Origin of the sequence: Sandaracinobacteroides saxicola (assembly GCF_014117445.1) — a bacterium.
GTDB lineage: Bacteria > Pseudomonadota > Alphaproteobacteria > Sphingomonadales > Sphingomonadaceae > Sandaracinobacteroides_A > Sandaracinobacteroides_A saxicola.
On record NZ_CP059851.1, the window covers coordinates 40540 to 65018 of the forward strand.

At 68.0% G+C, this 24479-nt stretch carries 21 protein-coding genes and 2 pseudogenes; 13 read left to right on the forward strand and 10 right to left on the reverse strand.

Annotated features, from left to right (window positions below; all coding sequences use genetic code 11):
- Positions 1–114: 114 nt before the first annotated feature.
- The gene (locus H3309_RS00220) at positions 115–963 is read right to left on the reverse strand and encodes a helix-turn-helix domain-containing protein (RefSeq protein WP_182296382.1); all 849 of its coding nucleotides are present in this window, start codon (positions 961–963) and stop codon (positions 115–117) included.
- A gap of 252 nt (positions 964–1215) precedes the next feature.
- Between H3309_RS00220 and H3309_RS00225 the strand changes: the two genes are divergently transcribed.
- From H3309_RS00225 to H3309_RS00275, 11 genes are all read left to right on the forward strand, one after another.
- Positions 1216–2235, forward strand: a complete 1020-nt coding sequence (locus tag H3309_RS00225) for a quinone-dependent dihydroorotate dehydrogenase (RefSeq protein ID WP_182296384.1) — start codon at positions 1216–1218, stop codon at positions 2233–2235.
- A gap of 62 nt (positions 2236–2297) precedes the next feature.
- Positions 2298–4082 carry a gamma-glutamyltransferase gene (gene ggt / locus H3309_RS00230; RefSeq protein WP_182296387.1) on the forward strand — a complete coding sequence of 595 codons (1785 nt, stop codon included), beginning with the start codon at positions 2298–2300 and terminating at the stop codon, positions 4080–4082.
- Positions 4083–4174: 92 nt separating this feature from the next.
- Complete coding sequence (locus H3309_RS00235) at positions 4175–5929, forward strand: AMP-dependent synthetase/ligase (RefSeq protein WP_243453948.1); 1755 nt, start codon at positions 4175–4177, stop codon at positions 5927–5929.
- A 157-nt stretch (positions 5930–6086) separates the two neighbouring features.
- Positions 6087–7196: an ATP-binding protein gene (locus H3309_RS00240; RefSeq protein WP_243453787.1), complete on the forward strand. Its 1110-nt coding sequence runs from the start codon at positions 6087–6089 to the stop codon at positions 7194–7196.
- Between the two features lie 10 nt (positions 7197–7206).
- Positions 7207–9333 carry a methylmalonyl-CoA mutase gene (gene scpA, locus H3309_RS00245; protein WP_182296391.1) on the forward strand — a complete coding sequence of 709 codons (2127 nt, stop codon included), beginning with the start codon at positions 7207–7209 and terminating at the stop codon, positions 9331–9333.
- A 76-nt stretch (positions 9334–9409) separates the two neighbouring features.
- Positions 9410–9643 (forward strand): AbrB/MazE/SpoVT family DNA-binding domain-containing protein, encoded by a 234-nt coding sequence (locus tag H3309_RS00250; protein ID WP_182296392.1) that lies wholly within the window; start codon positions 9410–9412, stop codon positions 9641–9643.
- Positions 9643–10047 carry a type II toxin-antitoxin system death-on-curing family toxin gene (locus H3309_RS00255; RefSeq protein ID WP_182296393.1) on the forward strand — a complete coding sequence of 135 codons (405 nt, stop codon included), beginning with the start codon at positions 9643–9645 and terminating at the stop codon, positions 10045–10047. The genes H3309_RS00250 and H3309_RS00255 overlap by 1 nt, the downstream gene beginning before the upstream one ends.
- Entirely contained in the window at positions 10044–10931 is an 888-nt protein-coding gene (locus tag H3309_RS00260; protein ID WP_182296394.1) for a pirin family protein, read from the forward strand. Before H3309_RS00255 ends, H3309_RS00260 begins: the two co-directional genes overlap by 4 nt.
- Before the next feature lie 106 nt (positions 10932–11037).
- Complete coding sequence (gene infC / locus H3309_RS00265) at positions 11038–11577, forward strand: translation initiation factor IF-3 (protein WP_182296395.1); 540 nt, start codon at positions 11038–11040, stop codon at positions 11575–11577.
- Between the two features lie 16 nt (positions 11578–11593).
- A complete protein-coding gene (locus H3309_RS00270) occupies positions 11594–12154 on the forward strand; it encodes a beta/gamma crystallin-related protein (RefSeq protein WP_182296396.1) in 561 nt (186 codons plus the stop codon).
- 272 nt (positions 12155–12426) lie between these two features.
- Positions 12427–12783, forward strand: coding sequence for a hypothetical protein (locus H3309_RS00275; RefSeq protein ID WP_182296398.1), 357 nt, complete (start codon positions 12427–12429; stop codon positions 12781–12783).
- On the opposite strand, the gene H3309_RS00280 is transcribed toward H3309_RS00275, so the two are convergent.
- Together H3309_RS00280 and H3309_RS00285 are read right to left on the reverse strand one after the other, a co-directional pair.
- Positions 12750–13823 carry a PepSY-associated TM helix domain-containing protein gene (locus H3309_RS00280; protein WP_182296400.1) on the reverse strand — a complete coding sequence of 358 codons (1074 nt, stop codon included), beginning with the start codon at positions 13821–13823 and terminating at the stop codon, positions 12750–12752. The genes H3309_RS00275 and H3309_RS00280 overlap by 34 nt on opposite strands.
- Positions 13823–15940 (reverse strand): TonB-dependent siderophore receptor, encoded by a 2118-nt coding sequence (locus H3309_RS00285; RefSeq protein WP_182296401.1) that lies wholly within the window; start codon positions 15938–15940, stop codon positions 13823–13825. Before H3309_RS00285 ends, H3309_RS00280 begins: the two co-directional genes overlap by 1 nt.
- A 148-nt stretch (positions 15941–16088) precedes the next feature.
- On the opposite strand from H3309_RS00285, the gene H3309_RS00290 reads away from it, so the two are divergent.
- A complete protein-coding gene (locus tag H3309_RS00290) occupies positions 16089–17342 on the forward strand; it encodes an acetyl-CoA C-acetyltransferase (RefSeq protein WP_182296403.1) in 1254 nt (417 codons plus the stop codon).
- Between the two features lie 80 nt (positions 17343–17422).
- Here the strand turns inward: H3309_RS00290 and H3309_RS00295 are convergent, their stop codons facing one another.
- The 4 genes and pseudogenes from H3309_RS00295 to H3309_RS00305 all read right to left on the reverse strand — a co-directional run bounded on the left by H3309_RS00295 (position 17423) and on the right by H3309_RS00305 (position 20957).
- On the reverse strand, positions 17423–18292 hold the full coding sequence (locus tag H3309_RS00295) for a 3-hydroxyacyl-CoA dehydrogenase NAD-binding domain-containing protein (protein WP_182296405.1): 870 nt from the start codon (positions 18290–18292) through the stop codon (positions 17423–17425).
- 89 nt (positions 18293–18381) lie between these two features.
- Positions 18382–18483, reverse strand: a pseudogene (locus H3309_RS17735) (PEPxxWA-CTERM sorting domain-containing protein); the annotation flags it as partial.
- A 174-nt stretch (positions 18484–18657) separates the two neighbouring features.
- Positions 18658–19848: pseudogene (locus H3309_RS17015) on the reverse strand (esterase-like activity of phytase family protein); the annotation flags it as partial.
- 89 nt (positions 19849–19937) lie between these two features.
- Positions 19938–20957 (reverse strand): SDR family oxidoreductase, encoded by a 1020-nt coding sequence (locus H3309_RS00305; protein WP_182296409.1) that lies wholly within the window; start codon positions 20955–20957, stop codon positions 19938–19940.
- 51 nt (positions 20958–21008) lie between these two features.
- Here H3309_RS00305 and H3309_RS16895 point away from each other — a divergent pair, with 51 nt between their 5' ends.
- The gene (locus H3309_RS16895; RefSeq protein ID WP_207791533.1) at positions 21009–21536 is read left to right on the forward strand and encodes a helix-turn-helix domain-containing protein; all 528 of its coding nucleotides are present in this window, start codon (positions 21009–21011) and stop codon (positions 21534–21536) included.
- On the opposite strand, the gene H3309_RS00315 is transcribed toward H3309_RS16895, so the two are convergent.
- The 3 genes from H3309_RS00315 to H3309_RS00325 all read right to left on the reverse strand — a co-directional run bounded on the left by H3309_RS00315 (position 21527) and on the right by H3309_RS00325 (position 24436).
- The gene (locus H3309_RS00315; RefSeq protein ID WP_182296411.1) at positions 21527–22591 is read right to left on the reverse strand and encodes a pyridoxal phosphate-dependent aminotransferase; all 1065 of its coding nucleotides are present in this window, start codon (positions 22589–22591) and stop codon (positions 21527–21529) included. The genes H3309_RS16895 and H3309_RS00315 overlap by 10 nt on opposite strands.
- A 166-nt stretch (positions 22592–22757) precedes the next feature.
- Positions 22758–23690: an electron transfer flavoprotein subunit alpha/FixB family protein gene (locus tag H3309_RS00320; protein ID WP_182296413.1), complete on the reverse strand. Its 933-nt coding sequence runs from the start codon at positions 23688–23690 to the stop codon at positions 22758–22760.
- On the reverse strand, positions 23687–24436 hold the full coding sequence (locus tag H3309_RS00325) for an electron transfer flavoprotein subunit beta/FixA family protein (protein ID WP_182296415.1): 750 nt from the start codon (positions 24434–24436) through the stop codon (positions 23687–23689). The genes H3309_RS00320 and H3309_RS00325 overlap by 4 nt, the downstream gene beginning before the upstream one ends.
- Positions 24437–24479: the final 43 nt, after the last annotated feature.

Genomic DNA, 24479 nt, shown 5'->3' on the forward strand with positions numbered 1-24479 from the left:
GACACCTAGTAAGGTTTTTACCGATCATAAATTATGAAGTATAGCGATGTGAAAGATCGGTCAAATGCAAAGCGTAAACAATCACTATCATAGTTCGGGATAAAAGAGCAGGCTCTAACTCACCCGTTGCAGGTCGGGCATGCCGACCAGTTTCTGCGACTTGGCGATTTTCAGGCGGGCCATCCAGGGCGAATCCTCGTCGGTGAAGCGCGACGGGGTCATGCCGACGAAGGTCTTGAAATCGCGGATGAAGTGGGACTGGTCGTAGAAGACGCCCCCGGCCGCCGCCTCCCAGCCGCCGGCGGGTTCCAGGCCGAGGCGGACGGCGGCCTGAAGGGTGCGGTATTTGCGCGCCAGCATCTTGGGGGAGGCGCCATAGACCTTGAGCGCGAGGCGTTCGATCTGGCGGGCGGACATGCCGGTTTCGGCGATCAGGTCGTTGACGTCGGGGTTGGTGCTGTTGGCGAGCCAGGCATCGGCGGCGCGGGTGAACCAGAGCGGCGGCGGTTTGGCGCGCGAGGAGAGCAGCAGGAAGAAGGCGTCGGCGGCGGCGGCGATGGCGGCGCCATTCTCCGCCTCCAGCATGCGGTCGAGCGCGCCATAAGCGGCGGGGCCGGCGACGTCGCTGAGGTCGGTCATGCTGTCGGTCAGTTCATCGGCGCCGGCACCGACGAGCGCGGCCCAGCCGGCGGGCAGCAGGCCGACTCCGAAGATGCAGAGCGGGCCGGTGGCCTGGAAGCGCAGCGCGGTCATGGTGGGGCCGGTGAGGACGGCGCGCGGAACGGGCGCGGCGGCGCCGTTGCCGAAGGCGAATTGTCCCGTTCCGGCCACAAAAAAGCGGATTTGCGGGAGTTCCGCGCGAAGAAGGTCCGACCAGACGAGCGCGTCGGTCTCGAAAAGGTAATAGCTGCTGACCCACTGGCGCAGCGGGGCGGCTGGCGTAAAGTAGCGGACTTGCAACATCGTGTTTTGCGACCCGGCCCTGTTCGGCTCTGTCGGGGAAGCTACGCCGAAACCGTTGCAATGCAACAAAAAAGCGCCCCAAGGCCCGCATGGGGCCCTGGGGCGTTAAAGGAGAGGTTGCCCCAGCCCTGTTCAGCGCCTTGCGGCGGCCTTCCCTGTGCCTGGCACCTCTTGGGTCGCAAGGAGAAGCTAGGCCAGTCGACGGCGCAGGTATTGGACAAATCCGACATTTCCGCTGCATAGCTGGCATGCATGTTCGCCTTCCTGCGCCCGCTGATCTTCCGGCTCGATCCCGAGCGCGCGCATGGGTTGACGCTGGCGGCGCTGAAGCGGCTGCCGCTGCCGGCGGCGCCGGCGCCCGATCCGTTGCTGGAAACGCGCTTCGCCGGGCTGACGCTGCCCAGCCCGATCGGGCTGGCGGCGGGGTTCGACAAGGATGCGATGGTGTGGCGGGCGATGCTGCGGCTGGGGTTCGGCAGCGTGGAGGTGGGAAGCCTGACGCCGCGCCCGCAGGCGGGCAACCCGCGCCCGCGCATCTTCCGGCTGGAGGAGGATGCGGCGGTCATCAACCGGCTGGGGTTCAACAATGGTGGCCTGGCGGCGGCATTGCCGCGGCTGGCGGCGCATCCCCGGCTGGGGGTGAATGTGGGCGCCAACAAGGACAGCGCGGACCGGGTGGCGGACTATGTTGCCGGCGTGCGGGCGGTGCGCGACCGCGCGGCGTGGATCACGCTGAACATCAGCAGCCCGAACACGCCGGGGTTGCGCGGGTTGCAGGGCGATGAGCTGGAGCGGCTGCTACGGGAATGCGGCGCGGCGCGGGGCGACGCGGGCCCGCCGCTGTTCCTGAAGGTGGCGCCCGACCTGGACGGGGAGCAGATCGCGCACATCGCCGACACGGCGCTGGCCAGCACGGTGGCGGCGCTGATCGTCGGCAACACCACGCTGGCGCGGCCCGGCACGCTGCGGTCGCGGCATGCGGGCGAGGCGGGCGGCCTGTCCGGCGCGCCGCTGTTCGGGCCTTCGACGGCGATCCTGCGCGCTTTTGCCGGGCGGTTGCGGGGGCGTTTGCCGCTGGTGGGCGTGGGGGGCGTGGCGAGCGCGGAGCAGGCCTATGCCAAGATCCGCGCCGGCGCCTCGATGGTGCAGCTCTACAGCGCGATGGTCTATGAGGGGCCGGGGCTGCCGTCGCGGTTGAACGCGGGGCTGGCGGCGCTGCTGCGGCGCGACGGGTTCGCGGGCGCGGGCGAGGCGGTGGGCGCCGACCTGTAATCGGTGACAGGGGTGCAACATTTGCGGTTGAGCGGGCCTGTGCCCTCCCCTATGCGCGGGTGATGAACATTGCGCGCGTTGCCCTGTTGGCCCTGCTGAGCGCGGGTGCGGGCAGCGCGTCGCTGGCGCAGGTGGCGGCGCCGCCTGCCGCGACATCATCGCTGTTCGAGGCGGCGAGCAACCGCAAGCCGGCAGAAACGGTGGCGAGCGGGCCGGGCGTGGTGAGTTCGGCCGATGTGCGGGCGTCCGAGGCCGGCGCGGCCATGCTGCGGCGCGGCGGCAGCGCGGCGGATGCGGCGGCGGCGACGGCGATCGCGCTGACGGTAGTGGAGCCGCAGTCGAGCGGGCTGGGCGGCGGGGCGTTCGTGCTGACGCATGAGGCGAAGGGCGGGCGCGTGACGGCGCTGGACGGGCGGGAAACGGCGCCGGCGGGCGCGACGCCGGAGCGTTTTCTGGGGCCTGATGGCAAGCCGCTGCCGTTCCGGGAGGCGGTGGTGTCGGGGCGCTCGGTAGGGGTTCCGGGTCTGGTGGCGGTGCTGGCGGAATTGCATGCGCGGCAGGGGCGGCTGCCCTGGGCGATGCTGTTCGAGCCGGCGATCGCGCTGGCGGCGGATGGCATCGTGGTGACGCCGCGGCTGGCGCGGATCATCGCGGCGCGGCGGGAGGTGCTGGCGGCGTCCGGCGCGGCGGCGGTGTTCCTAAACGCCGATGGCACGCCGAAGAAGGCGGGCGACCGCATCGTGCAGCCGGCGCTGGCGGCGACGCTGCGGGCGGTGGCGGCGGGTGGCCCGGCGGCTTTCTATGGCGGCGAGGTGGGCGCGGCGATCAGTGCGGCGGTGGCGGCGGCGCCGCGTGGACCGAACAGCCTGACGGCGGCTGACCTGTCCGGCTATCGCGTGGTGCAGCGGACGCCCCTGTGCTTTCCCTATCGCCAGTGGCGCGTCTGTTCGATGCCGCCGCCGTCCGCGGGCGGCTATGCGCTGGCGCAGATGCTGGCGGTGATGGCGCGGCATGATGTGGCGAAGCTGGGGCGCGACAATGCGCTGAGCTGGCATTTGTTCGCGGAAGCCGGCCGGCTGGCGCAGGCCGACCGCGCCGCCTGGGGCGCCGATCCGGGGTTTGCGCCCGTGCCGGTGGATGGGCTGACCGATCCCGCCTATCTGGCGGCGCGTGCCGCGCTGGTGCGGCCGGAGCGGGCGATGCCGGCGGTGGCGTCGGGCCATCCGCCGGGGGCGCCGGCGGCGCCGGCCCAGGTGGCCGGCGGCGGCAGCGGCACCAGCCATGTCTCGGCGGCGGATGCGGCGGGCAATGTCGTCTCGCTGACCTCCACCATCGAGAGCATCTTTGGCAGCGGGCAGGTGGCGGCGGGGTTTTTCCTGAACAATGAGCTGACCGATTTCGACCTGGCGCCGGTGCGCGCCGACGGCCGGCCGGCGCCCAACCGGGTCGAGCCGGGGAAGCGGCCGCGCAGCTCGATGACGCCGGTGCTGCTCTATGGCCCGGACGGCCGGCTGGTGGCGGCGATCGGTGCGGCGGGGGGCGCGACGATCATTCCGCAGGTGGCGAAGACCATCATCGGCATCGTCGACTGGAAGCTGCCGGTGGAGGAGGCGATCGCGCTGCCGATGCTGTTCGCGACGCCGGAGCGGGTGGCGGTGGAGCGCGGCAGCCGGCTGGAGCCGATGCTGGCCACGCTGAAGGCGCTGGGGCATAATGCGGTGGCGGCGGACCTGCCGACCAAGACCAACGCGCTGGTGCGCGATGGGAGCGGATGGCGCGGCGCGGGGGATGCGCGCAGCGAGGGGCAGGCGGTGGCCGCGAGGGGACGGGTCAGGGAGACACGATGAGCCAGGCGGATATCGAGGCGGCGGAGCGGCTGCGGGCGGCGGAGCGGCAGAGCCTGAGCACCGGGGTGGAGCGCTGGGGCAATCTGCTGGAGATGTTTTTCGAGCAGGCCGCGGCGCGGGCGGACCGGCCCTTTCTGTGGGCGAAACATGACGGGGCCTGGCGGGCGCTGAGCTGGAGCGAGACCGCGCGGCGGGTCTGCCAGGTGGCGGAAGCCCTGAAGGCCGGCGGCGTCAAGGCGGGCGACCGGGTGGTGATCGTCAGCGAGAACCGGCCGGAGTTCGCCATCGCCGACCTGGGCATCATGGCGGCGGGTGCCATCACCGTGCCAACCTATACCACCAACACGGTCAATGATCACCGCCATATCCTGGAGAACAGCGGCGCGGTGGCGGCGATTGTTTCCACGCCGAAGCTGGCGAAGGGCGTGCTGCAGGCGGCGGCGCAGACCAACCACTGCCGCACGGTGGTGGGCATCGAGCCGCCGAAGATCGCGCAGACCGCCGAGGTGGCGGTGCTTGACTGGAGCGAGTGGCTGGCGCCGCATCCCGGCGACATGGTGGCGACGCGCGCCGGGATCGCCGGGTTGAACCGGCGCTCGACCGCCTGCCTGATCTATACCAGCGGCACCGGGGGTGCGCCGCGCGGGGTGAAGCAGCACCATGGCGCGATCCTGCACAATGTGGCCGGCTGCATCGACATCATCAAACATGATTTCCACGCCGATGACCCTGAAACCTTCCTGTCCTTCCTGCCGAGCAGCCATGCCTATGAGCATACCGCGGGGCAGTTCCTGCCGATCGGGCTGGGGGCGGAGATCTATTACAGCGAGGGGCTGGAGAAGCTGGCGGCGAACATCGAGGAGACGAAGCCGACCATCATGGTGGTGGTGCCGCGGCTGTTCGAGGTGCTGCGGCAGCGGATGGTGAAGGGCATCGAGAAGCAGGGCGGGCTGGCACCGCGGTTGCTGGCGATGGCGGAAAAGATCGGCCGCCGCAGCTATGAGAGCGGCGGGGTCGGCTGGCTGGACCTGCCGGTGGATTGGCTGCTCGATCGCACGCTGAAGGCGAAGATCCGCGCACGGCTGGGCGGGCGGCTGAAGGCGATGGTGGCGGGCGGCGCGCCGCTCAATCCCGAGGTCGGGCTGTTCTTCCATTCGGTGGGGGTGACGCTGTTGCAGGGCTATGGCCAGACGGAGAGCGCGCCGGTCATCAGCTGCAACCGGCCGGCGGCGAAGATCAAGATGCACACGGTGGGGCCGCCGCTGAAGGATGTGGATGTGCGCATCGCCGAGGACGGCGAGATCGCGGTGGCGGGCGAGCTGGTGATGGAGGGCTATTGGCAGAATGAGGCCGAGACCGCGCGGGTGCTGCGCGACGGCTGGCTCTATACCGGGGACATCGGCCACATCGACGAGGACGGGCATATCGTCATCACCGACCGCAAGAAGGACATCATCGTCAACGACAAGGGCGACAATGTCGCGCCGCAGCGGGTGGAAGGGATGCTGACGCTGCAACCCGAGATCGCCCAGGCGATGGTCTATGGCGACCGGCGGCCCTATCTAGTGGGCGTGGTGGTGCCCGACGCCGAATATATGATGGAATGGGCGGCCGCCAATGGCGTGAAATGCGATGGCCTGCGGGAGAACAGCGAGTTCGTGCGGACCGTTCAGGCAGCCGTGGACCGGGTGAACGCCAGCCTTTCGGTGATCGAACGGGTGCGGCGCGTGATCATCGCCGATGCGCCGTTCAGCGTGGAGAATGAGCAGATGACGCCGAGCCTGAAGATCCGTCGGCATGTGTTGAAGGCGGTTTATGGCGCGCGGCTGGAGGCGCTTTACAAGTGAGCGAATAAGGTTGAGCATATCGGGCGCGTAGGAAATTTACGCGTGTATAGACATTTTGCTTACATGGGGCTAAATCGTTTAGATGGACCCCAGATCGAATCCGTTTGCGCCTGGAGCGGGATCGCGGCCTCCGGAACTGGCGGGTCGGGATGAGGTGATGGAGCTGATCGCCATACAGCTTGACCGGCTGCGGCGCGGCCGGGCGGCGCGTCACCACCTTCTCGTCGGCCTTCGCGGAGTCGGCAAGACCGTGTTGCTGGATGAAATGGCGCGGCGCGCGGAGGCCAACCAGTTCGTGACGGTCCGCCTGGAGACGCCCGAAAATCGTTCGCTTCCCTCCATGCTTGTGCCGACCCTGCGATCGGCGCTGCTGCGACTCGACAGGGGACAGGCGGCGCTGACCAAAGCGAAACGGGCGCTTTCGGCCTTGCGCAACTTCGCATCGGCGTTTCGGCTTGAGATGGGCGAGGCTTCCTTTGGCGTGGTGCCGGCTGAGCCTGGCGTGGCGGACAGCGGCGACCTTGATCTCGACCTGTCAGATCTGCTGTGTCTGGTTGGCGAGGCCGCACAGGAACGCGGGGCCGGATTGGCACTGATGATCGACGAGCTTCAATATGTTCCCGAAAATGATCTGGGTGCACTGATCGCGGCACTGCACCGGGCGGGTCAACTGCAATTGCCCGTTGCCCTTGTCGGTGCCGGGCTGCCGCAGCTGTATGGCCTGTTTGGTCGTGCGAAATCCTATTCGGAGCGCCTGTTCATATTCAACGAAATTGGCCCGCTTGATAAGGCGTCAGCACGCCAGGCGCTGATCAAGCCTGTCCAGCAGGAAGGTGTTGAATTTCGGGAAAATGCGGTGGAGCGCGTCATCGATCTGACACAGGGTTATCCGTATTTCCTGCAGCAATGGGGCGCGCAGGTCTGGAATGTCGCACAGAAATCGCCGATCACCCGCAAGGATGTGAGCGAGGCCGATCCGCTGGCGCGTGCCGAACTTGATGCGAGCTTTTTTCGCGTGCGCTTTGATCGGCTGACTCCGCGAGAGCGGCAGTATCTTCGCGCGATGGCAGATTTGGGTGATGGCCCGCAGCGCTCCGGTGATGTTGCCGAGCGGATTGAGCGAACGACGTCCCAATGCGGTCCGGTGCGAGACAGCCTGATTCGCAAAGGGATGATCTATAGCAGTGAACATGGCCTGATGGATTTCACCGTGCCGCTGTTTGCCGACTTCATGCGAAGGGCGATGCCCGATCTTGAGATTGACTAGGACCAGCATCATGACCGAACCGACTTTGGCGAAATGGCAGGCGGCGGCGGCGAAGGAGGTCAAGGGGCGCGACCTGACGTGGCATACGCCGGAGGGGATTGCCATCAGGCCGCTTTATACCGGGGCCGACGCGCCTGATCCCGGGCTGCCGGGGTTCGCGCCGTTCACGCGCGGCGTGCGGGCGACCATGTATGCCGGGCGGGCGTGGACGATCCGGCAATATGCCGGGTTTTCGACCGCCGAGGAATCGAACGCCTTCTATCGCCGCAACCTGGCGGCCGGGCAGAAGGGGCTGAGCGTGGCCTTCGACCTGGCGACTCACCGGGGCTATGACAGTGACCATCCCCGGGTGGTAGGCGATGTGGGGAAGGCCGGCGTCGCCATCGACAGCGTGGAGGACATGAAGATTCTGTTCGACGGCATCCCGCTGGACGAGATGTCGGTGAGCATGACGATGAATGGCGCGGTGATCCCGATCCTGGCCTTTTTCATCGTGGCGGGCGAGGAACAGGGTGTCCGCCAAGCGGCGCTGGACGGGACCATCCAGAACGACATCCTGAAGGAGTTCATGGTCCGCAACACGTATATCTATCCGCCCGAGCCGAGCATGCGGATCGTCAGCGACATCATCGCCTACACGTCCGCCAACATGCCGAAGTTCAACAGCATTTCGATTTCCGGCTATCACATGCACGAGGCCGGGGCGACGGCGGTGCAGGAGCTGGCTTTCACCATCGCCGACGGCAAGGAATATGTCCGCCGGGCGATGGAAAGCGGGCTGGACATCGATGCCTTTGCCGGGCGGCTGAGTTTCTTTTTCGGCATCGGCATGAACTTTTTCATGGAGGTGGCGAAGCTGCGCGCCGCGCGGACTCTGTGGTGGCGGGTGATGGACGGGCTGGGGGCGAAGGACGAACGCTCGAAGATGCTGCGGACGCACTGCCAGACGAGTGGCGTGAGCCTGCAGGAGAGCGACCCCTATAACAACGTCATCCGCACCACGGTGGAGGCGCTGGCGGCGGTGCTGGGCGGCACGCAGTCGCTGCACACCAATGCGCTGGACGAGGCGATCGCGCTGCCGACGGATTTCTCGGCGCGGATTGCGCGCAACACGCAGATCGTGCTGGCCGAGGAGACCGGCGTGACGCGCGTGGTCGATCCGCTGGGGGGGAGTTATTATGTCGAGGCGCTGACCGCGGAGTTGGTGGAGAAAGCCTGGGCGATCATCGGCGAGGTGGACGCGCTGGGCGGGATGACGGCGGCGGTGGCGAGCGGGATGCCCAAGCGGCTGATCGAAGAAGCGGCGGCGGCGAAGCAGGCGCGGGTGGACCGCGGCGAGGATGTGATCGTGGGCGTGAACAAATATCGCCCGGCCGAGGCGGAGCTGTTGGACACGCTGGAGGTGGACAATGCCGCGGTGCGGGAGGCGCAGGTGGCGCGGCTGGCGCGGGTGCGGGCCAGCCGGGACGCGCACGCCTGCCGGACGGCGCTGGACGCATTGACCGAGGGGGCGCGAAGTGGCGCCAATCTGTTGGCGCTGGCGGTGGAGGCAGCCCGCGCAAGGGCGACGCTGGGCGAGATTTCGGACGCGATGGAGGCGGTGTTCGGCCGGCATGGGGCGACTCCGGTGCCGGTGACGGGCATTTATGGGCCTGCGCATGAAACGGACGCGCGGTGGCGGCAGGTGGTGGAGGGAATCGGTGCGGTGTCGCGCCGGCTGGGGCGGGCGCCGCGGGTGCTGATCGCCAAGATGGGGCAGGATGGGCACGACCGGGGCGCCAATGTGGTGGCGAGCGCCTTTGGCGACATGGGGTTCGAGGTAGTTTCGGGCCCGTTGTTTCAGACGCCGGAGGAGACGGCGGCGCTGGCGCTGGCGCGCGACGTGGATGCGGTGGGCGCGTCCAGCCTGGCAGCGGGACACAAGACGCTGATCCCGGCGCTGATCGCGCGGCTGCGCGAAGCCGGGCGAGCCGACATCAAGGTGTTCGCGGGCGGGGTGATCCCGCCACAGGATTACCAGATGCTGCGCGATGCCGGGGTGGTGGGCATCTATGGGCCGGGCAGCAATATCGTGGAGTGCGCGGCGGACGTGTTGCGGCTGCTGGGGCATAACATGCCGCCGGTGGAGGGGGGATAGCCAAGCAATAGGATTGCAACTCTGTCTTGACAGTGATAACTGTTGTTATTACATTAGCCATCGAAAGGACCGATCGATGGCGAGCATGGCGATGGTGAAGGTTGGGGTTCGCGGCAATGCGACGGCGGTGACGCTTCCCAAGGATGTGCTGGCCGCCTCAGGTATTGCACGGGGCGACATGGTGCGCATCGAGGCGGATGCCGACGGTCTGCGCATCGTGCGGATCGATGATGCCTATGCGCGCGCGATGGCGGCCGGACAGGAATGTTTCGACCGTTATCCCGAAACGCTGGCGGAACTGGCGCGGTGATGGCGGAGGCCATTGCGCTCCCGCCCTTGCAAGCCATTCTGGATCTTCACCGACAATCGATCGAACGTTTCGGCGGCAGCCATGGCTTGCGCGACTCCGGTGCCGTGGAAGCGGCGTTGGCACGCGCGGAGCAACTGCTGGCCTATGGGGGCCCGGATGTCGGTATCCACGCGGTGGCGGCCGCTGTGGGCTATAGCCTGGCAAAGATTCGTCATCCCTTTGTGGATGGCAACAACCGGGTTGCCTGGTTCACGATGTTCGTGATTCTCCGTTTGAATGGATTCTATCTCGACGCGCGTGAGGTGGACGCAACGGCAGTCGTGCTGGGTGTCGCCGATGGCTCGGTGGACGAGATTTCGCTGGTCACATTTCTGCAGGCAAACAGTTGGAGAGTGAGGGCATGACCCGCATCATCGAGGCGCGCACCCGCGATCTTGGGGGGTTCAGTGTGGGGCGGGTGTTGCCGGCGCCGGGGTTTCATCTGGTGGGGCCGTTCATCTTTTTCGACCACATGGGGCCGGCGGATTTCGGGCCAGGCGAGGGGATCGATGTGCGGCCGCATCCGCATATCGGGCTGGCGACGGTGACCTATCTGTTCGAGGGGGCGCTGCGGCATCGCGACAGCCTGGGGACGGACATGGTGATCCGGCCGGGGGCCGTGAACTGGATGAATGCCGGGCGTGGCATCGTGCATTCGGAACGGACGCCGGCGCCGGAGCGGGCGGCGGGACACCGGATGCACGGCATCCAGAGCTGGGTGGCGTTGCCGCAGGCGGACGAGGAGAGCGCGCCGGCGTTCGCGCATCATCCGGCGGAGACGCTGCCGACCATCGCCTTCGATGGCGCGCGGCGGACCCTGATCGCGGGGACGGCCTTTCATGCGCAGTCGCCGGTGCATTTTCCGGCGCCGATGTTCTACATCGATGTCGAGGCGGAGGCGGGAGCGACGGTGCACCTGCCGGATGAGCATGCGGAACGGGCGCTCTATGTGGCCGATGGCGCCATCGAGGTGGAGGGCGTGCGGCACGAGGCGCGGCGGATGCTGGTGTTCGACGCGGGTGTGCCGGTGCATTTCACCACAGTGGGGCCGGCGCGGGTGATGCTGCTGGGTGGTGCGCCCATCGATGCGCCGCGGCATATCTGGTGGAATCTGGTGTCCAGCGATCCGGCGCGGATCGAGGCGGCGAAGGCGGACTGGGGCGGCCTGGGCTGGCGGGAGGGCGACGCGCAAAGCCGTTTCCGTGGCGTTCCGGGCGAGGATGAGTGGATTCCACTGCCGCCGATGTGACGCGCCCCTTTGCAGGCGGCGGGATTTGCCCTATCTTGTTCCAACGGGCGTGCGAGACGTGCGCCTGCACAGCCATGATTGAGGAGCGACGACCATACCACCCCCCATGTCCCGGCGCATGATGACGCCCCCGCCCGCGATGAACGGCCCGCGCTACAATGAATATATCACCGTGCCGAAAGTGCGCGTGATCGATGAGAATGGCGACAATCTGGGGGTGATGTACACCCGCGAGGCTTTTGCCGCGGCGCAGGAGGTGGGACTGGACCTGGTGGAGGTGTCGCCGAACGCCGATCCGCCGGTGTGCAAGTTCCTGGACGTCGGCAAGTTCAAGTACGAGACGCAGAAGAAGGCGGCCGCCGCCCGCAAGACGCAGAAGGTGCAGGAGATCAAGGAGATCAAGATGCGCCCGAACATCGATGACCATGATTATGAGGTCAAGATGCGGTCGGTGAAGAAGTTCATCGAGGAAGGCGACAAGGTCAAGATGACGCTGCGGTTCCGCGGGCGGGAGCTGGCGCATGGCCAGCTGGGCCTGCGCGTGCTGGAGCGGGTGCGTGATGACACGCTGGAGTATGCCAAGGTGGAATCGATGCCGCGCATGGAAGGGCGGCAGATGCTGATGATCATCGCGCCGAAGGGCTGAGGGAGGGACCGGGTTTATGCGCTTCCTGGTGCTGGCTGCGATGATGGTTGCCGTTCCTGCGTTGGCGCAGCCGCAACCGCGCGGGGATGCCACGCTCTACACCAGCCCGGATTATCGCGGCGGCTCCAAATATTTCAGCGGACCGCGCGAATATTCCGGGTTCAACAGCGTTGTGCGATCGGTGCGGATGGGGCGGGACGAGACCTGGGAGCTATGCTCGCGGGAGCAATATCGGGGTCGTTGCGTGACGGTGCGGGGCAGCAGCCGTGACCTGAGCCGCGACTATGGCTTTCGGGACCGGGTGGGCTCGCTGCGGCCCATCGTGGCGACGACACTGCCGATGCCGATGCCGCAACCGGGCGGCCCCGGCGACAGCCTGCGCGGGATGGCGGCGCAATTCTATCCGCGGCCGGTGGGTTTGCAGTGCAGCGGCCCCGTGACGGGCAGCTGCGCGAAAGTGGCGGCGGATGCCTTCTGTCGGGCGAATGGCTGGAATGGCTCGCGCAACAGCGGGCTGGAGACGCGCGGACGCGATGTGTTCGTCGTCGACGTGCTTTGCGTGCGGTCGGGATATTGAGCGTCAGCCGGGCGGCGCTTTCGGGCATGTCGCGGCGATGCTGGCGAGCGCGATCCGGTTCCTGAGGCGGGCAACGGCGGCCTCGGGGTTGGCGGCGCGGGTGCCGCCGCCGCTCATCAGGGCGCTGGCGGCGGGGCCTGCCAGGGATCGTGCGGCGGTCGGTCCCGTTCATCCTGTGTCTCCCTGAACCATGGCATGAAAGGCGGCGACGGGTCCGGCTTAAAGCCGTGCTGGCGTGTGATCGGCGGACGGGTTAGGAAAGCGGTATGCGAATGTTGCCCTTGTTGCTGATGCTGACAGCAGCCGCGCCGGCGATGGCGCAGCAGGCGGAGGTGATCCGGCTGACGCCGGAAGAGGCGCGCGCTGCCATGGATGCCGGTACCGAGCGCAATGCGGCGATGGAGGAGGCGATGCTGGGCGACCGGCGGACGGGCAGCGGTGGCGTGCATGGCTATGCCAGCGCCTTCGTCGGCAGTGGCGGTTCGCGCGGGCTGGCCTTCGGCATGGCGGCACCGCTGGGGCAGGCCGGCGCGGTCGATCTGAACTTTGCCAATATCGATCTGGGGCGGAACACCAATCCCTATGGTGCCCTCGGCTATGCTGGGATGGGGCGGTTCCGCCGCTTCTGAGCGCGCAGCCAGGCCCAGAGGCCGGTGATCCACAGCATGGGCAGGCTGAGGCCGGCGGCGAGGACGGCGAGCCGGCCGGGCCAGCCGGCGATCTCGCCCGAATGGATGGCGAACAGCGAATCGATGACGCGATTGGCGGCGGCGGCGTCCAGCGGGTCATAGCGGTAGCTGATGGTGCCGGACGCGCCATCGACCCAGACGGCGGTGACGCCGAACAGTGCGCGGGCCTCACCCGGCTGATGCAGGCGGAATTTGTAGGCGGCGGCTTTCGGGCCGGGCAGCGTCGCGGAGACGAAGGTGGCGTCGGGAAATTGACCGTTGGCGATGGCCCAGGCGCGGTCGAGGCCGATGGCGGGTCCGGCAAGGGTCGACTTGCCTTCTGGCGGGAGCTGCATCGGCCAGACCGTGGCGGCGGCGGCGCGCAGCTCCTTGCCCCAGATCAGATAGGCGCCGGTCAGGCTGAGCGGCAGCAGTGCCAGCGCGGCGAGCACGCCGACCATGCGGTGCCAGCCCCACAGCCGGATGCGTGAGGTGCGCCAGGCGGAGATGCGGAACAGGCCGCGCCAGGGGGTGGCGATCCACAGGCCGAGCAGCAGGCTGGAGAAGAGGAAGAGCGCGCTGATGCCGAGGATGGTTTCGCCGAGGTCGCCGGCGAGCAGCTCGTGGTGAAGCAGGAAGAGCCAGCGGAAGATGCCCTCGCGGTCGGGTTGCGGCGCGGTGACCGCGCGGTCGCCGAGGATGGTGCCGGTGGCGGCCTCGACGATGACGGCGCGGCGGCTATCGGCTTTGCCATGGTGGATGGCGAGGCTGTTGCGGGCGCTGTCGACGATGGTGATGCGCTCGGCCTTGACCCCTGCCGCGGCGACCAGGCTTTCGAGCGGCAGCCAGGGACCGGTGGCGCCGCTGGCGAGTGCCGGGTTGACCAGACGGTCGGCTTCGCGGTGAAGCACCAGGATCGAGCCGGTGAGGCCCTGCAGCGCCCAGAAGAAGCCGAGGATGAGGCCGAGCCAGAGATGGAGGCTGATCGCGGATCTTCTCATCAGAAGCTGGCCCGTGCCGAGAGTTTGATGGTGCGCGGCAGGCCGACGCCGAGCAGGCCGTTGCCCGCCGCCGACCAGTAGCGCGCGTTGCCCAGATTGTCGCCGGCGACCTGGAGCGTGACGCCGTTGCCGAAGCGGTAGCGCAGGCTGGCGCTGTAGGTGGTGGTGCCTTCGATGAAGGCCTGGTTGAGGGCGTTGACGGCGCGGTTGCCGACATGGAACAGGCCGCCGCCGATGGCGAAGCCGGGCAACGCCGATGGGCGCCATTCGCCGTAGAGGCTGGCGGTAAATTTGGGCGTGTTTTCGGGACGGCGGGAGAGTTGCGCCGGGTTGAGGGCGGTGATGAAGGAGGCGTCGAGCAGCTGCACCGAGGCCGTGAGCGAGAGGTTGGGGCTGATCTCGCCCGAGGCCGAACCTTCGAAGCCCTGGTAACGGGCGCGGCCGGCGAGCTTGAAGACTCGGTCGGCGGGGTCGGTGAAGGCGCTGGCGCGGGTGACGCGGAACCAGGCGCCCTGGAGGACGAGGCCGGTGAGGACATTGGCCTTCACCCCGGCCTCATATTGCTCGCTTTTGGCGGGCGGCAGCACCTCGTTGGCGTTGGCGGCGTTGGCGGGGGCGGTGCCGCCTTCCTCCAGGCCCTGCAGATAGGTGGCATAGACGCTGATGTCCGCGGCGGGCTTCAGGACCAGGCCGACGCTGGGGGTCCAGGCGGTGCTGGTGTAGCGGGTGAGGGCGCCGGCGGCGGAGCGGGCGCTGGAGCGATAGTCGCTGTAGCGCAGGCCGAGCAGCAGCTGCGCCACGTCGCGGTCGCCGTTGGAGAGGTCGGAACGGGTGAAGAGATAGGCGCCGAAGTCGCTGACATTCAATGGCGCGGTGCCGAGGGTGGCGGTGACCGGGATGACGGGAATGGCGCGGGGCGTGAAGTAATTCTGGGCGATGGCGCCGGGGCCAGGGGCGGCCGGGCTCACCTGGTTGGCGCGGCCGTTCTGGAAGCGCCAGTTCTGGGTGACGCCGAGGACGAGCTGGTGGGTGAGGGCGCCGGTGGTGATGGCGCCGGCGAGTTCGCCGCGCAGGTTGCGGTTGCGGTAGCGCTGGTCGCCGGTCTGGAAAAATTGCAGCACGCCCTCGCCGGTGCCGGCATTGAAGGCGCCGAACTGGGCGAAGTCGCGGTCGCGGACGGTGAGTGCCTGGCCGCCTTCGAGGGTGAGCGCCAGGTCGGTGGCGAGGCGGATGTCGGCCCGAAGGAGGGCGTTGGTGGCGTGGGCCTTGTAGCGCTGCCACTGGCTGCCGAGGTTGGTCTCGGGTTTGGGCACGGCGGGGAGAGGGATGATGCCGTTCACCGCGGCGGGGAGGACGATGGCGGGTGTTTCGGTGACATCCTTGGCGACATGCTCGATGTCGAGCATCAGCTTCACCCGGTCGCCCAGCTGCGCGTCGGCGGCGAGCGAGGCCATCCAGCGATGGCCGCCGAAATTGTCGATGCCGGGGTCGACATTGTCGGCGCCGGCGTTGACGCGCAGGCCGAAGCGGCCCTCCCCGAACCGGCGGGAGAGGTCGATGGCACCGCCGAAGCCGCCGTGGAGGTTGCCGCGGATTTCGGCGGCGATCAGGTCGGTGTCGGGGCGTTTGCTGGTGAGGTTGATGATGCCCGAAGGCGGCGCGAAGCCGTAGTAGAGCGCGCCGACGCCCTTCAGCACCTCGACCCGTGCCTTGTTTTCGAGCGGCAGGTCGACGAGGTTGATGACGGGGAGCGCGCCGTTGAGGCGGTAGCTGGTGCGGTTTTCGACCAGGATGCCGCGAATGGCGATATTGTCGTAGGTGCTGCCGGCGAGCTGCGAGCGGGTGACGCCGGCGGTGTTCCTGAGCGCGTCGTAAAGGCCGGAGGCGGCCTGGGCGTCGAGCAGGGCGCGCGGGATGACGTTGACGGTCAGCGGCACATCGATCAGGCGCGCGTTGCGGAAGGTGCCGACCTGGACGAGGCTGGCGCCGAAGCCGGCGGCGCGGTCGGCGGTGACGATGATGTCGTCGAGCCGGGCATCCTCGACCTCGGCCGCGAGGGCTGGGATAGTGAGCGCAAGCGCGGCGAACGAAAAGCCGAAGCGGAGGAGGGGCACCATGAGTCCTGATAATGGTTCGCAAAGTCGTTGCTTATTGCGAATGGGACGCAGGTGCAAGCGCCAAGCACGCGCCGCCGCATTTTGACAGGATGCAAGGCAGCGCGTTTCGGCGGAAAGGGCGCGGCATACTCAATCGAAGGAAGCCGCCATGCCCGACGCCTATATCATCGACGCCGTCCGCACCCCGCGTGGCATCGGCAAGGTGGGAAAGGGCGCGCTGGCGGACATGCACCCGCAGCATCTGGCCGCCGCGGTGCTGCGCGCGCTGGCGGAGCGCAACGGACTGAATACGGCGCAGGTGGACGACATCATCTGGTCCACCAGCACGCAGAAGGGCAAGCAGGCGGGCGACCTGGGGCGGATGGCGGCGCTGGACGCGGGCTATGACATCCGCTCGTCCGGCACGACGCTGGACCGCTTCTGCGGCGGTGGCATCACGACCGTGAACCTGGCGGCGGCGAGCATCATGAGCGGCATGGAGGAGCTGGTGATCGCCGGCGGCACCGAGATGATGAGCCTGACCGCGAGCATGGCGGCCGAGGAAGCTGCGGCCGGGCTGAAACCGATGATGATGGGCAGCGGCAACGAGCGCTTGCAGCGCAGCCATCCGCAGAGCCACCAGGGCGTGTGCGGCGATGCCATCGCCAGCATGGAGGGGATCACGCGGGCGGATGTCGATGCGCTGGGGCTGGAGAGCCAGCGGCGGGCGGCGAAGGCGATCGCCGACGGGGCGTTCGCGCGCTCGCTGGTGCCGGTCTATCGGGAGGATGGCTCGCTGGCGCTGGACCGGGAGGAGTTTCCGCGGCCGGAGACCACGGCCGAGGGGCTGGCGGCGCTGAAGCCGAGCTTTGCGGGACTCGCGGATTTTCCGCTGGACGCGAACGGCACGACGTTCCGCAAGCTGATCAACGCCAAATATCCCGAGCTGAAGATCGAGCATATGCACCATGCCGGCAACAGCTCGGGCGTGGTGGATGGCGCGGCGGCGGTGCTGCTGGCGAGCAAGGCCTATGCGGACGCCAATGGGCTGAAACCCCGGGCGCGGGTGGTGGCGATGGCGAACATGGGGGATTGCCCGACGCTGATGCTGAACGCGCCCGTGCCGGCGGCGCGCAAGGTGTTGGCGAAGGCGGGGCTGACCATCGATGACATCGACCTCTTCGAGATCAACGAGGCGTTCGCGGTGGTGGCGGAGAAGTTCATCCGCGACCTGCGGCTCGATCGCGACAAGGTGAATGTGAATGGCGGCGCCATCGCGCTGGGCCATCCCATCGGCGCCACCGGCAGCATGCTGATCGGCACGATGGTCGACGAGCTGGAGCGGCGCGGGTTGCGGCGCGGACTGGTGACGATGTGCGCGGCGGGGGGGATGGCGCCGGCGATCATTGTTGAAAGAGTGTAGGGGCGGCACCGGGACCCACCCCCGCTCGCGTGCCGCGTGTCGCCCCTCCCTTCTCCGCTTCGCGGGTGGTAGGGGTGTTTTTAGCGCGTGGGCACTGGGGTTTCACCGCTGTAGTCGTAGAAGCCGCGGCCGGTTTTCTTGCCGTGCCAGCCGGCTTCGACATATTTGGTGAGGAGGGGCGCGGGGCGGTATTTCGGGTCGCCGGTGGCGTTCAGCATCACCAGCATGATGGCGTGCAGCGTGTCGAGGCCGACAAAGTCCGCGAGCGTCAGCGGCCCCATCGGATGGTTGGCGCCGAGTTTCATGCCGAGATCGATGTCGGTGACGCTGCCGACGCCTTCGCCGAGCGCGAAGATCGCCTCGTTCAGCATTGGGCAGAGCAGGCGGTTGACGATGAAGCTGGGGCTGTCGGCGCTTTCGATCGCGGTCTTGCCAAGGCGCTGCGCAAAGGCGTGGAAGGCCTCCGTGGTGGCGCGGCTGGTGGCGAGGCCGGGGATGATCTCGACAAGCTGCATCAGGGGCACGGGGTTGAAGAAATGCAGGCCGCAGAAGCGGTCCGGCCGGTCGGTGGCGGCGGCGAGCAGGGTGATGGAGATCGACGAGGTATTGCTGGCGAGCAGCGCGTCCGCCGACAGATGCGGGGCGACGGCGGCGAAGATGCGTTTCTTGAGGTCGACATTCTCGGTGGCGGCCTCGATCACCAGCGTGGCGTCGGCGAATCGGGCCTGGTTGGGCGTGGCGGTGATGCGGTCGAGGGTGGCGGCGGCGTCCGCTTCGGTCAGGGTGGCTTTTGCCACCTGGCGGCCGAGGTTCTTCGCCACCAGCGCCTTGCCGGCATCGGCGCGGGGCTGGTCGACGTCGGTCAGGATCACCCGGTAGCCAGCGGCGGCGGCGACATGGGCGATGCCGTTGCCCATCAGGCCCGCGCCGATCACCCCGATAGTCTGCATGCGAAAATCCCTCCCGATTGACCGGGAGGGATTAGGCGTTGAAGCCCTGAAAGTCGAGCGATCAGGCCGGCTTGCGGCGGCGCCTCGCGCTATGCCTGCGCTGCACGCATGCTTCGCCGTGCAGCGGCGCCGACCAGACCGAAGCCCAGGATGAACATCGCCCAGGTGGCCGGTTCGGGCACGCCGCCGACGGCCGCGAGCGCATCGCCCTTGATGGCGAAGCTGTAGGCGTAGCTGGGGATCAGCGCCTGGCCCTGCGGGCAGACGCCGCCGATGGCGATGCGGGTGAAGCTGCCGCCGACCCCGCTGGTGCAGACATCGAGCTGCTCGCCGGGCTGGCCCTGCGAGACGGAGAAGTCGTTGTCGGTGGCGAGGATGAGGGCATAGCCGCCATCGATCTTCGGGCCGAAGCTGAGGCCTTCCAACTTTTCGGTGACCGGATGGCCGGCGGCGACAAGCGCGGCCTGCACATCGAGGAACAACGATTTCTGCACCGCGGTCACGCCGTTCGGCAGGCTGTTGCTGCCGGCGAGGCTGATCCCGCTGACATCGGTGGCGCCGGCGAGGTCGACGAGATAGACGCGCTTGCTGCCGACCGGCGCCGATTGGGTGGGATCGGCTTCGCCGAGGCCGCGGTTGTCGCGCTCGATCACCAGGAACTTGCCGTTCGCCATCGCGGTGATCGAACTGATGCCGATCGAGCGGCCCTGGTTGGTGGCGCTGAAATCATTCGCGGTGCCGGGGATGCGGGCGTTGATGTCGTCGATATTCTCCAGCCGGTAGATGAACTGGCCGGTCGATTTGCCGGTGGCGACATCATAGGCGACGATGCGCAGGTTGCGGCTGCGGCGGCCATCATTCTGCGCGCCTTCGTTGACCAGCGGGTCCTGCAGCATGGCATAGGCGGTCTTGCCGTCCCGCGACAGGGTCAGCCCCTCGAACCCGCGGTTGTCCTGGCGGCCGCTGGTGATGGTGGGGCGGCCGTCGGTATAGTTGAGCGTGCCGCCGGCGGTGCGCGGCTTCAGATTGTCCGGCACGGTGAAGGTGCGGACATAGGTGCCGTCCGATTTGAACTCAATGATGGACGGGCCATATTCGTCGCTGACCAGGAAATTGCCGTTGGCGCGGCGGACGAAGCCCTCGGGATCGAGCGAGGCGCCGAGGTTGGCGGGGTTGCCGGTGGCGAGCGTCGGGTTGAGGCCGGTGTAGGGCTGGCCGTTGGCCTGTTTGAAGACGGTGGTCTTCAGCAGCGTGAAGTTGGTGATCTGGCCGCTGGGGCTGAGGTCGAGCTTGAACTGGTTGACGCGCGGCGCGAAATCGATGACGCCGCCACCGGGGCCGCGGTCGGTGATGCCGAAGAAGGTCTGGCTCGCCTTGTCGAAATGAAGATCGCTGCCGAAGGACAGGCGCGACTGGTTCGGGCTGCTGCCGAGGCCGGACAGGTCCATGGCGCCGCCGGGGACGGCATATTGCCCCATGTAGGTGATCTGCGCCTGCGCCGTGACGGCGGTGGTGGCGAGCAGGGCAGTGGCGAGCAGCGACGCGAGAGAGTTCATGGTGCGACCCCGGTTGACTGGGCAGCCCCCTTGGCCGCCATCGCAGCCCTATTGTCGGCAATATGTTACAATCAGGCGACAGCGAAGGATTAGATTTTCACCACGCCCTTCCCGATCAGGCTGTTGCCGCAATCGCGGATGGTTTCAGCTGCCGGGCGCGGCACCCAGCCCAGCCGTTCGCGGGCATGGCCGGCGTCGCAGATGCGTTCCTTGCCCAGTTCGGTCAGCACGATCCTCACCGCCGGATCGAACAGCGCGATCAGTTTCAACAGGACATCGGGAAGGCCGCGGGTCGGCACCTTGCGGGCTTTTGGACCCAGTTCGGCGCGAAGGATCGCCGCGATTTCCCGCATCCACAGGAACTGGCCGGCGCACAGGAAGCGCTCGCCAGCGAGGCCAGGGGTGGTCATCGCCCGGACATGGGCGTCGGCGATGTCCCTCAAGTCGGTGACGGGAAAGCCGAAATTGGGCGTGCCGGGGAGCGCGCCGGAGAGCAGCTTCACCATCACCTCGACACTGGCGCTGTGGTCGGCGTTCTGCACGGGGCCGAGCACCAGGCCGGGGTTGATGGTCACGAACTCCATGCCGGCGCCGTTCGCCGCCATCCAGTCGCGGGCCGCGCGCTCGGCAATCGTCTTGGAGCGGACATAGGGGTAGGTGTCGGGATGGTCGGGGTTGGTCCAGTCGGCTTCGGTGAAGACCCGGCGGGTGCCGTCCATGCCATAACAGACCGCAGCGGTGCTGCTGGTCATCACCACGCGCCTGACGCCGGCGGCTTTGGCGGCGGCGAGCACGCGCAGGGCGCCGTCGCGGGCCGGGCGGATCAGGTCATCGGGATTTTTGGGGACATTGGCGGGGATGGGGGAGGCGATGTGCTGGACATAATCCACCCCGGCGGCGGCTTCGGCCCAGCCGGCATCACTGTCCAGGTCGGCGGCGAACAGGGGCAGCGTCTCGCGCGTCTGACCCATGGCGGCCAGCATGCGGTCGGCCTTGGCGGGATTGCGGACGGTGCCGCGCACGGCCCAGCCATCGGCCAGCAGCTGGCGGATGACCTCGCCGGCGATATAGCCCGAGGCACCGGTGACGAGGACGAGGCCTTTTGCCATGACTTGCTCCTGAGATCGATTCGTGTGACATTCTGACAAATGAATAACAAAGTGTCAAAGACAGAGATGGTGCGGGCCGCGGCGGTCGGGGTGTTCGCGCGCTATGGTTATGCCCGCACGACGATGGCTGACCTGGCGGCGGCGGCGGGCATGTCGCGGCCGGCGCTGTATCTGCTGTTTGCGGGCAAGGAGGCGCTGTTCCGAGACCTGGCGGAGGCGCTGACCGGCGAGGCGCTGGCGGCCGGCGAGGCAGCCTGGCCGGAGGGAGTGTCGCTGAGGCAGGGCCTGCCGGCGGCGCTGATCGCGAAGGACCTGCCGATTTTCCGGCTGGTGCGCGGCAGTCCGCATGGCGACGAGATCCTGGCGGCGAGCAACCGGCTGTCCGCCGACCTGCACGCGGCGATGGAGGCGCGGTTCGCTGCCTTCCTGGCGGCGCGGCTGGCGGCGGCCGGGGTGGCGGAGCCGGCGGCCTGCGCGCGCATGCTGGTGGCGGCCGCGCATGGCATCAAGGAGCGCAACCGCGACGAGGCGGATTTCGTGGCCGACCTGACGCGGCTGGCGAGATTGGTTCAGGCGTAGGCGCGGTTCAAGGCAATGATGAAGCGGGTGACGTCCGCGGGGAGCCCGGTGGAGACGCGGACCCATTGCGGGTGCGTATCCGTCCAGCGCTCGGCGATGATGACGCCATCGGTTTCGAGTTGCTTGCGCAGCGCGCCCACCGGCCGGCCGCTGTTGAAGAAAACGAAGTTGGCGTGGGATTCCATGCGCGGCAGTTTCAGCGCGTCGAGCGCGGCTTCAATGCGGGCGCGTTCCGTCGTGATGCTGATCCGAGCGGCGGCAAGGAAAGCGGTGTCGGCAAGCGCCGCCTGGGCAATGGCGACCTGGGGGGCGCCGAAGATCGAAAAGCGGGCGTCGGCGAGTTGTTTGGCGAGGTCGGGGCGCGCAAGCGCATAGCCCATGCGCAGGCCGGCAAGGCCATGGCCCTTGCTGAAGGTGCGCGAGACGATGACCGGGTCGCCGGCTCGGACGCGGTCGGTCAGCGTGTCGGCGGCCGGGGTGGCGGTGAGTTCCATATAGGCTTCGTCGACGAACAGCGGCGTCTTCAGCCCGGCGGCGAAGCGGCGAAGTGTGTCGCCCTTCAGCAGCTTTGCGGTGGGGTTGTTGGGGTTGCAGAGATAGACGAGGGCGGCCCCGTCGGCCTTCGCGGCGAGGCCGGCGAGATCGATGTCGCCGTCGGTCAGGAGGGGGACGGGGTCGATGTTGCCGCCGAGGCGTTTGGCCACCGATTGCAGATGGTCGAAGGTGGGGGCCGGGGCGACGACGCGCTGGCCGCGCATGCCGAAGGCGGTGGCGGCGGCGGCGAGGATGTCGGCGGAGCCGGCGCCGATGACGACATGATCCTCGGGCAGGTTTTCGTGGCCGGCGATCCGCGCGCGGAGCTGGCGGAGCGAGGCACCGCCGTAGCGGCTGAAATCGGCGGTGCTGGCGGCGATGGCGGCGCGGGCGTTGGGGCCGGGGCCGAGGGGGTTTTCGTTGGCGGAGAGGCAGGCGGGCAGCGGCGCCGCCGTGCTGGCGCGTGCGGCTACAGGAGCGAGCGCGGCGAGCGCCAGCGCGGAACGGCGGTCAATCGGCATGGCACCCCCCGATAGCGAAACGCCGCCGAAGCTAAGCTCCGGCGGCGTTCGAGTCGAGGGTGCGCCGGCTTGGCTTCGAGTCGTCGGACGGAGCCGCGTTAGACGGCAAAGCCGCCGAAGCGGCCCGCCGGCCGGCCTGCGTTCGAGTCTGCCGGCTTTTCAGCCGTCAGCCGAGCTTGGCAGTCAATTCCGGCACGATCGTGAACAGGTCGCCGACCAGGCCATAGTCGGCCACCTGGAAGATCGGGGCTTCCTCGTCCTTGTTGATGGCGACGATGACCTTCGAATCCTTCATGCCGGCGAGATGCTGGATGGCGCCGGAGATGCCGACCGCGACATAGAGTTCGGGGGCAACGATCTTGCCGGTCTGGCCGACCTGATAATCGTTCGGCATGTAGCCGGCGTCGACCGCGGCGCGGGACGCACCGACGGCGGCACCCAGCTTGTCGGCGAGCGGCTCGATCACGCTGTGGAAATTGTCGGCGCTGGCAAGCGCGCGGCCGCCGGAGACGATGATCTTGGCGGCGGTCAGGTCGGGGCGGGCGGACACGGTCTTTTCCGCGCCGACGAAGCTGCTGATGCCGGCGTCCGCGGCGCCGCCGATGGCCTCGACCGGCGCGCTGCCGCCGGTGACCGCCTTCGCGAAAGCCGTTGGCCGGATGGTGACGATGACCTTGGCGTCGCCGCTGCTGACGGTGGCGATGGCCTGGCCGCCATAGATGGGGCGGGTGAAGCTGGTGGGGCTTTCGACCGAGAGGATGTCGCTGACCTGCGCGACATCGAGCAGGGCGGCGACGCGCGGCGTGACATTCTTGCCGAAGGTCGAGGAGGTGGCGACAAGCGCGCTATAGTTCGCCATCAGGCCGGCGACCAGCGGTGCGACATTTTCGGCAAGGCCGTTGGCGAGCGTGACGTGATTCGCCAGCAGCACCTTGGCGACGCCGGCGACCTGGGCCGCGGCGGCCGCTGCGGCGTCGGCGCCGTCGCCGGCAACGAGGACGTGGACATCGCCGCCGATCTGCGTCGCGGCGGTGACGGCGGCGAGCGTCGAATCCTTCAGGCTGGCATTGTCATGGTCGGCGAGAACGAGGACGCTCATGCGAGGGCTCCCACTTTCTTCAGGTTTTCGATGAGTTCGTCGGTGGTCTTCACCTTGATGCCGGCGGAGCGCTTCGGCGGCTCGCTGACCTTGGTGATGCTGACGCGCGGGGTGAGGTCGACGCCGTAATCGGCGGCGGTCTTCTGCGCGATGGGCTTGGATTTCGCCTTCATGATGTTGGGGAGCGAAGCGTAGCGCGGCTCGTTCAGGCGAAGGTCGGTGGTGACGATCGCGGGCAGTTTCAGGCTGACCGTCTCCAGCCCGCCATCGACCTCGCGGGTGACGGCGACATGGTCGCCCTCGGGCGCGACCTTCGAGGCGAAGGTGCCCTGCGCCCAGCCGGTCAGCGCGGCGAGCATCTGGCCGGTCTGGTTGGCGTCGTCGTCAATCGCCTGCTTGCCCAGGATGACCAGCCCGGGGGCTTCCTCTTTCGCGATGGCCGCCAGCACCTTGGCGACGCCCAGCGATTCGGACGGGCCATCATGCGTGACCAGGATGCCGCGGTCGGCGCCCATGGCAAGCGCGGTGCGGATGGTTTCGGTGGCCTGCGCCGGCCCGATGCTGACCACCACGATTTCGGTGGCAATGCCCTTTTCCTTCAGGCGCACGGCTTCCTCGACGGCGATTTCGTCGAACGGGTTCATGCTCATCTTGACGTTGGCGAGTTCGACGCCGGACTGGTCGGACTTCACCCGGACCTTGACGTTGTAATCCACCACCCGCTTCACGGGCACCAGCAATTTCATGCGTGCGGCTCCTGTCCCTTGCTCAGCGGCACGCCTTGCAACA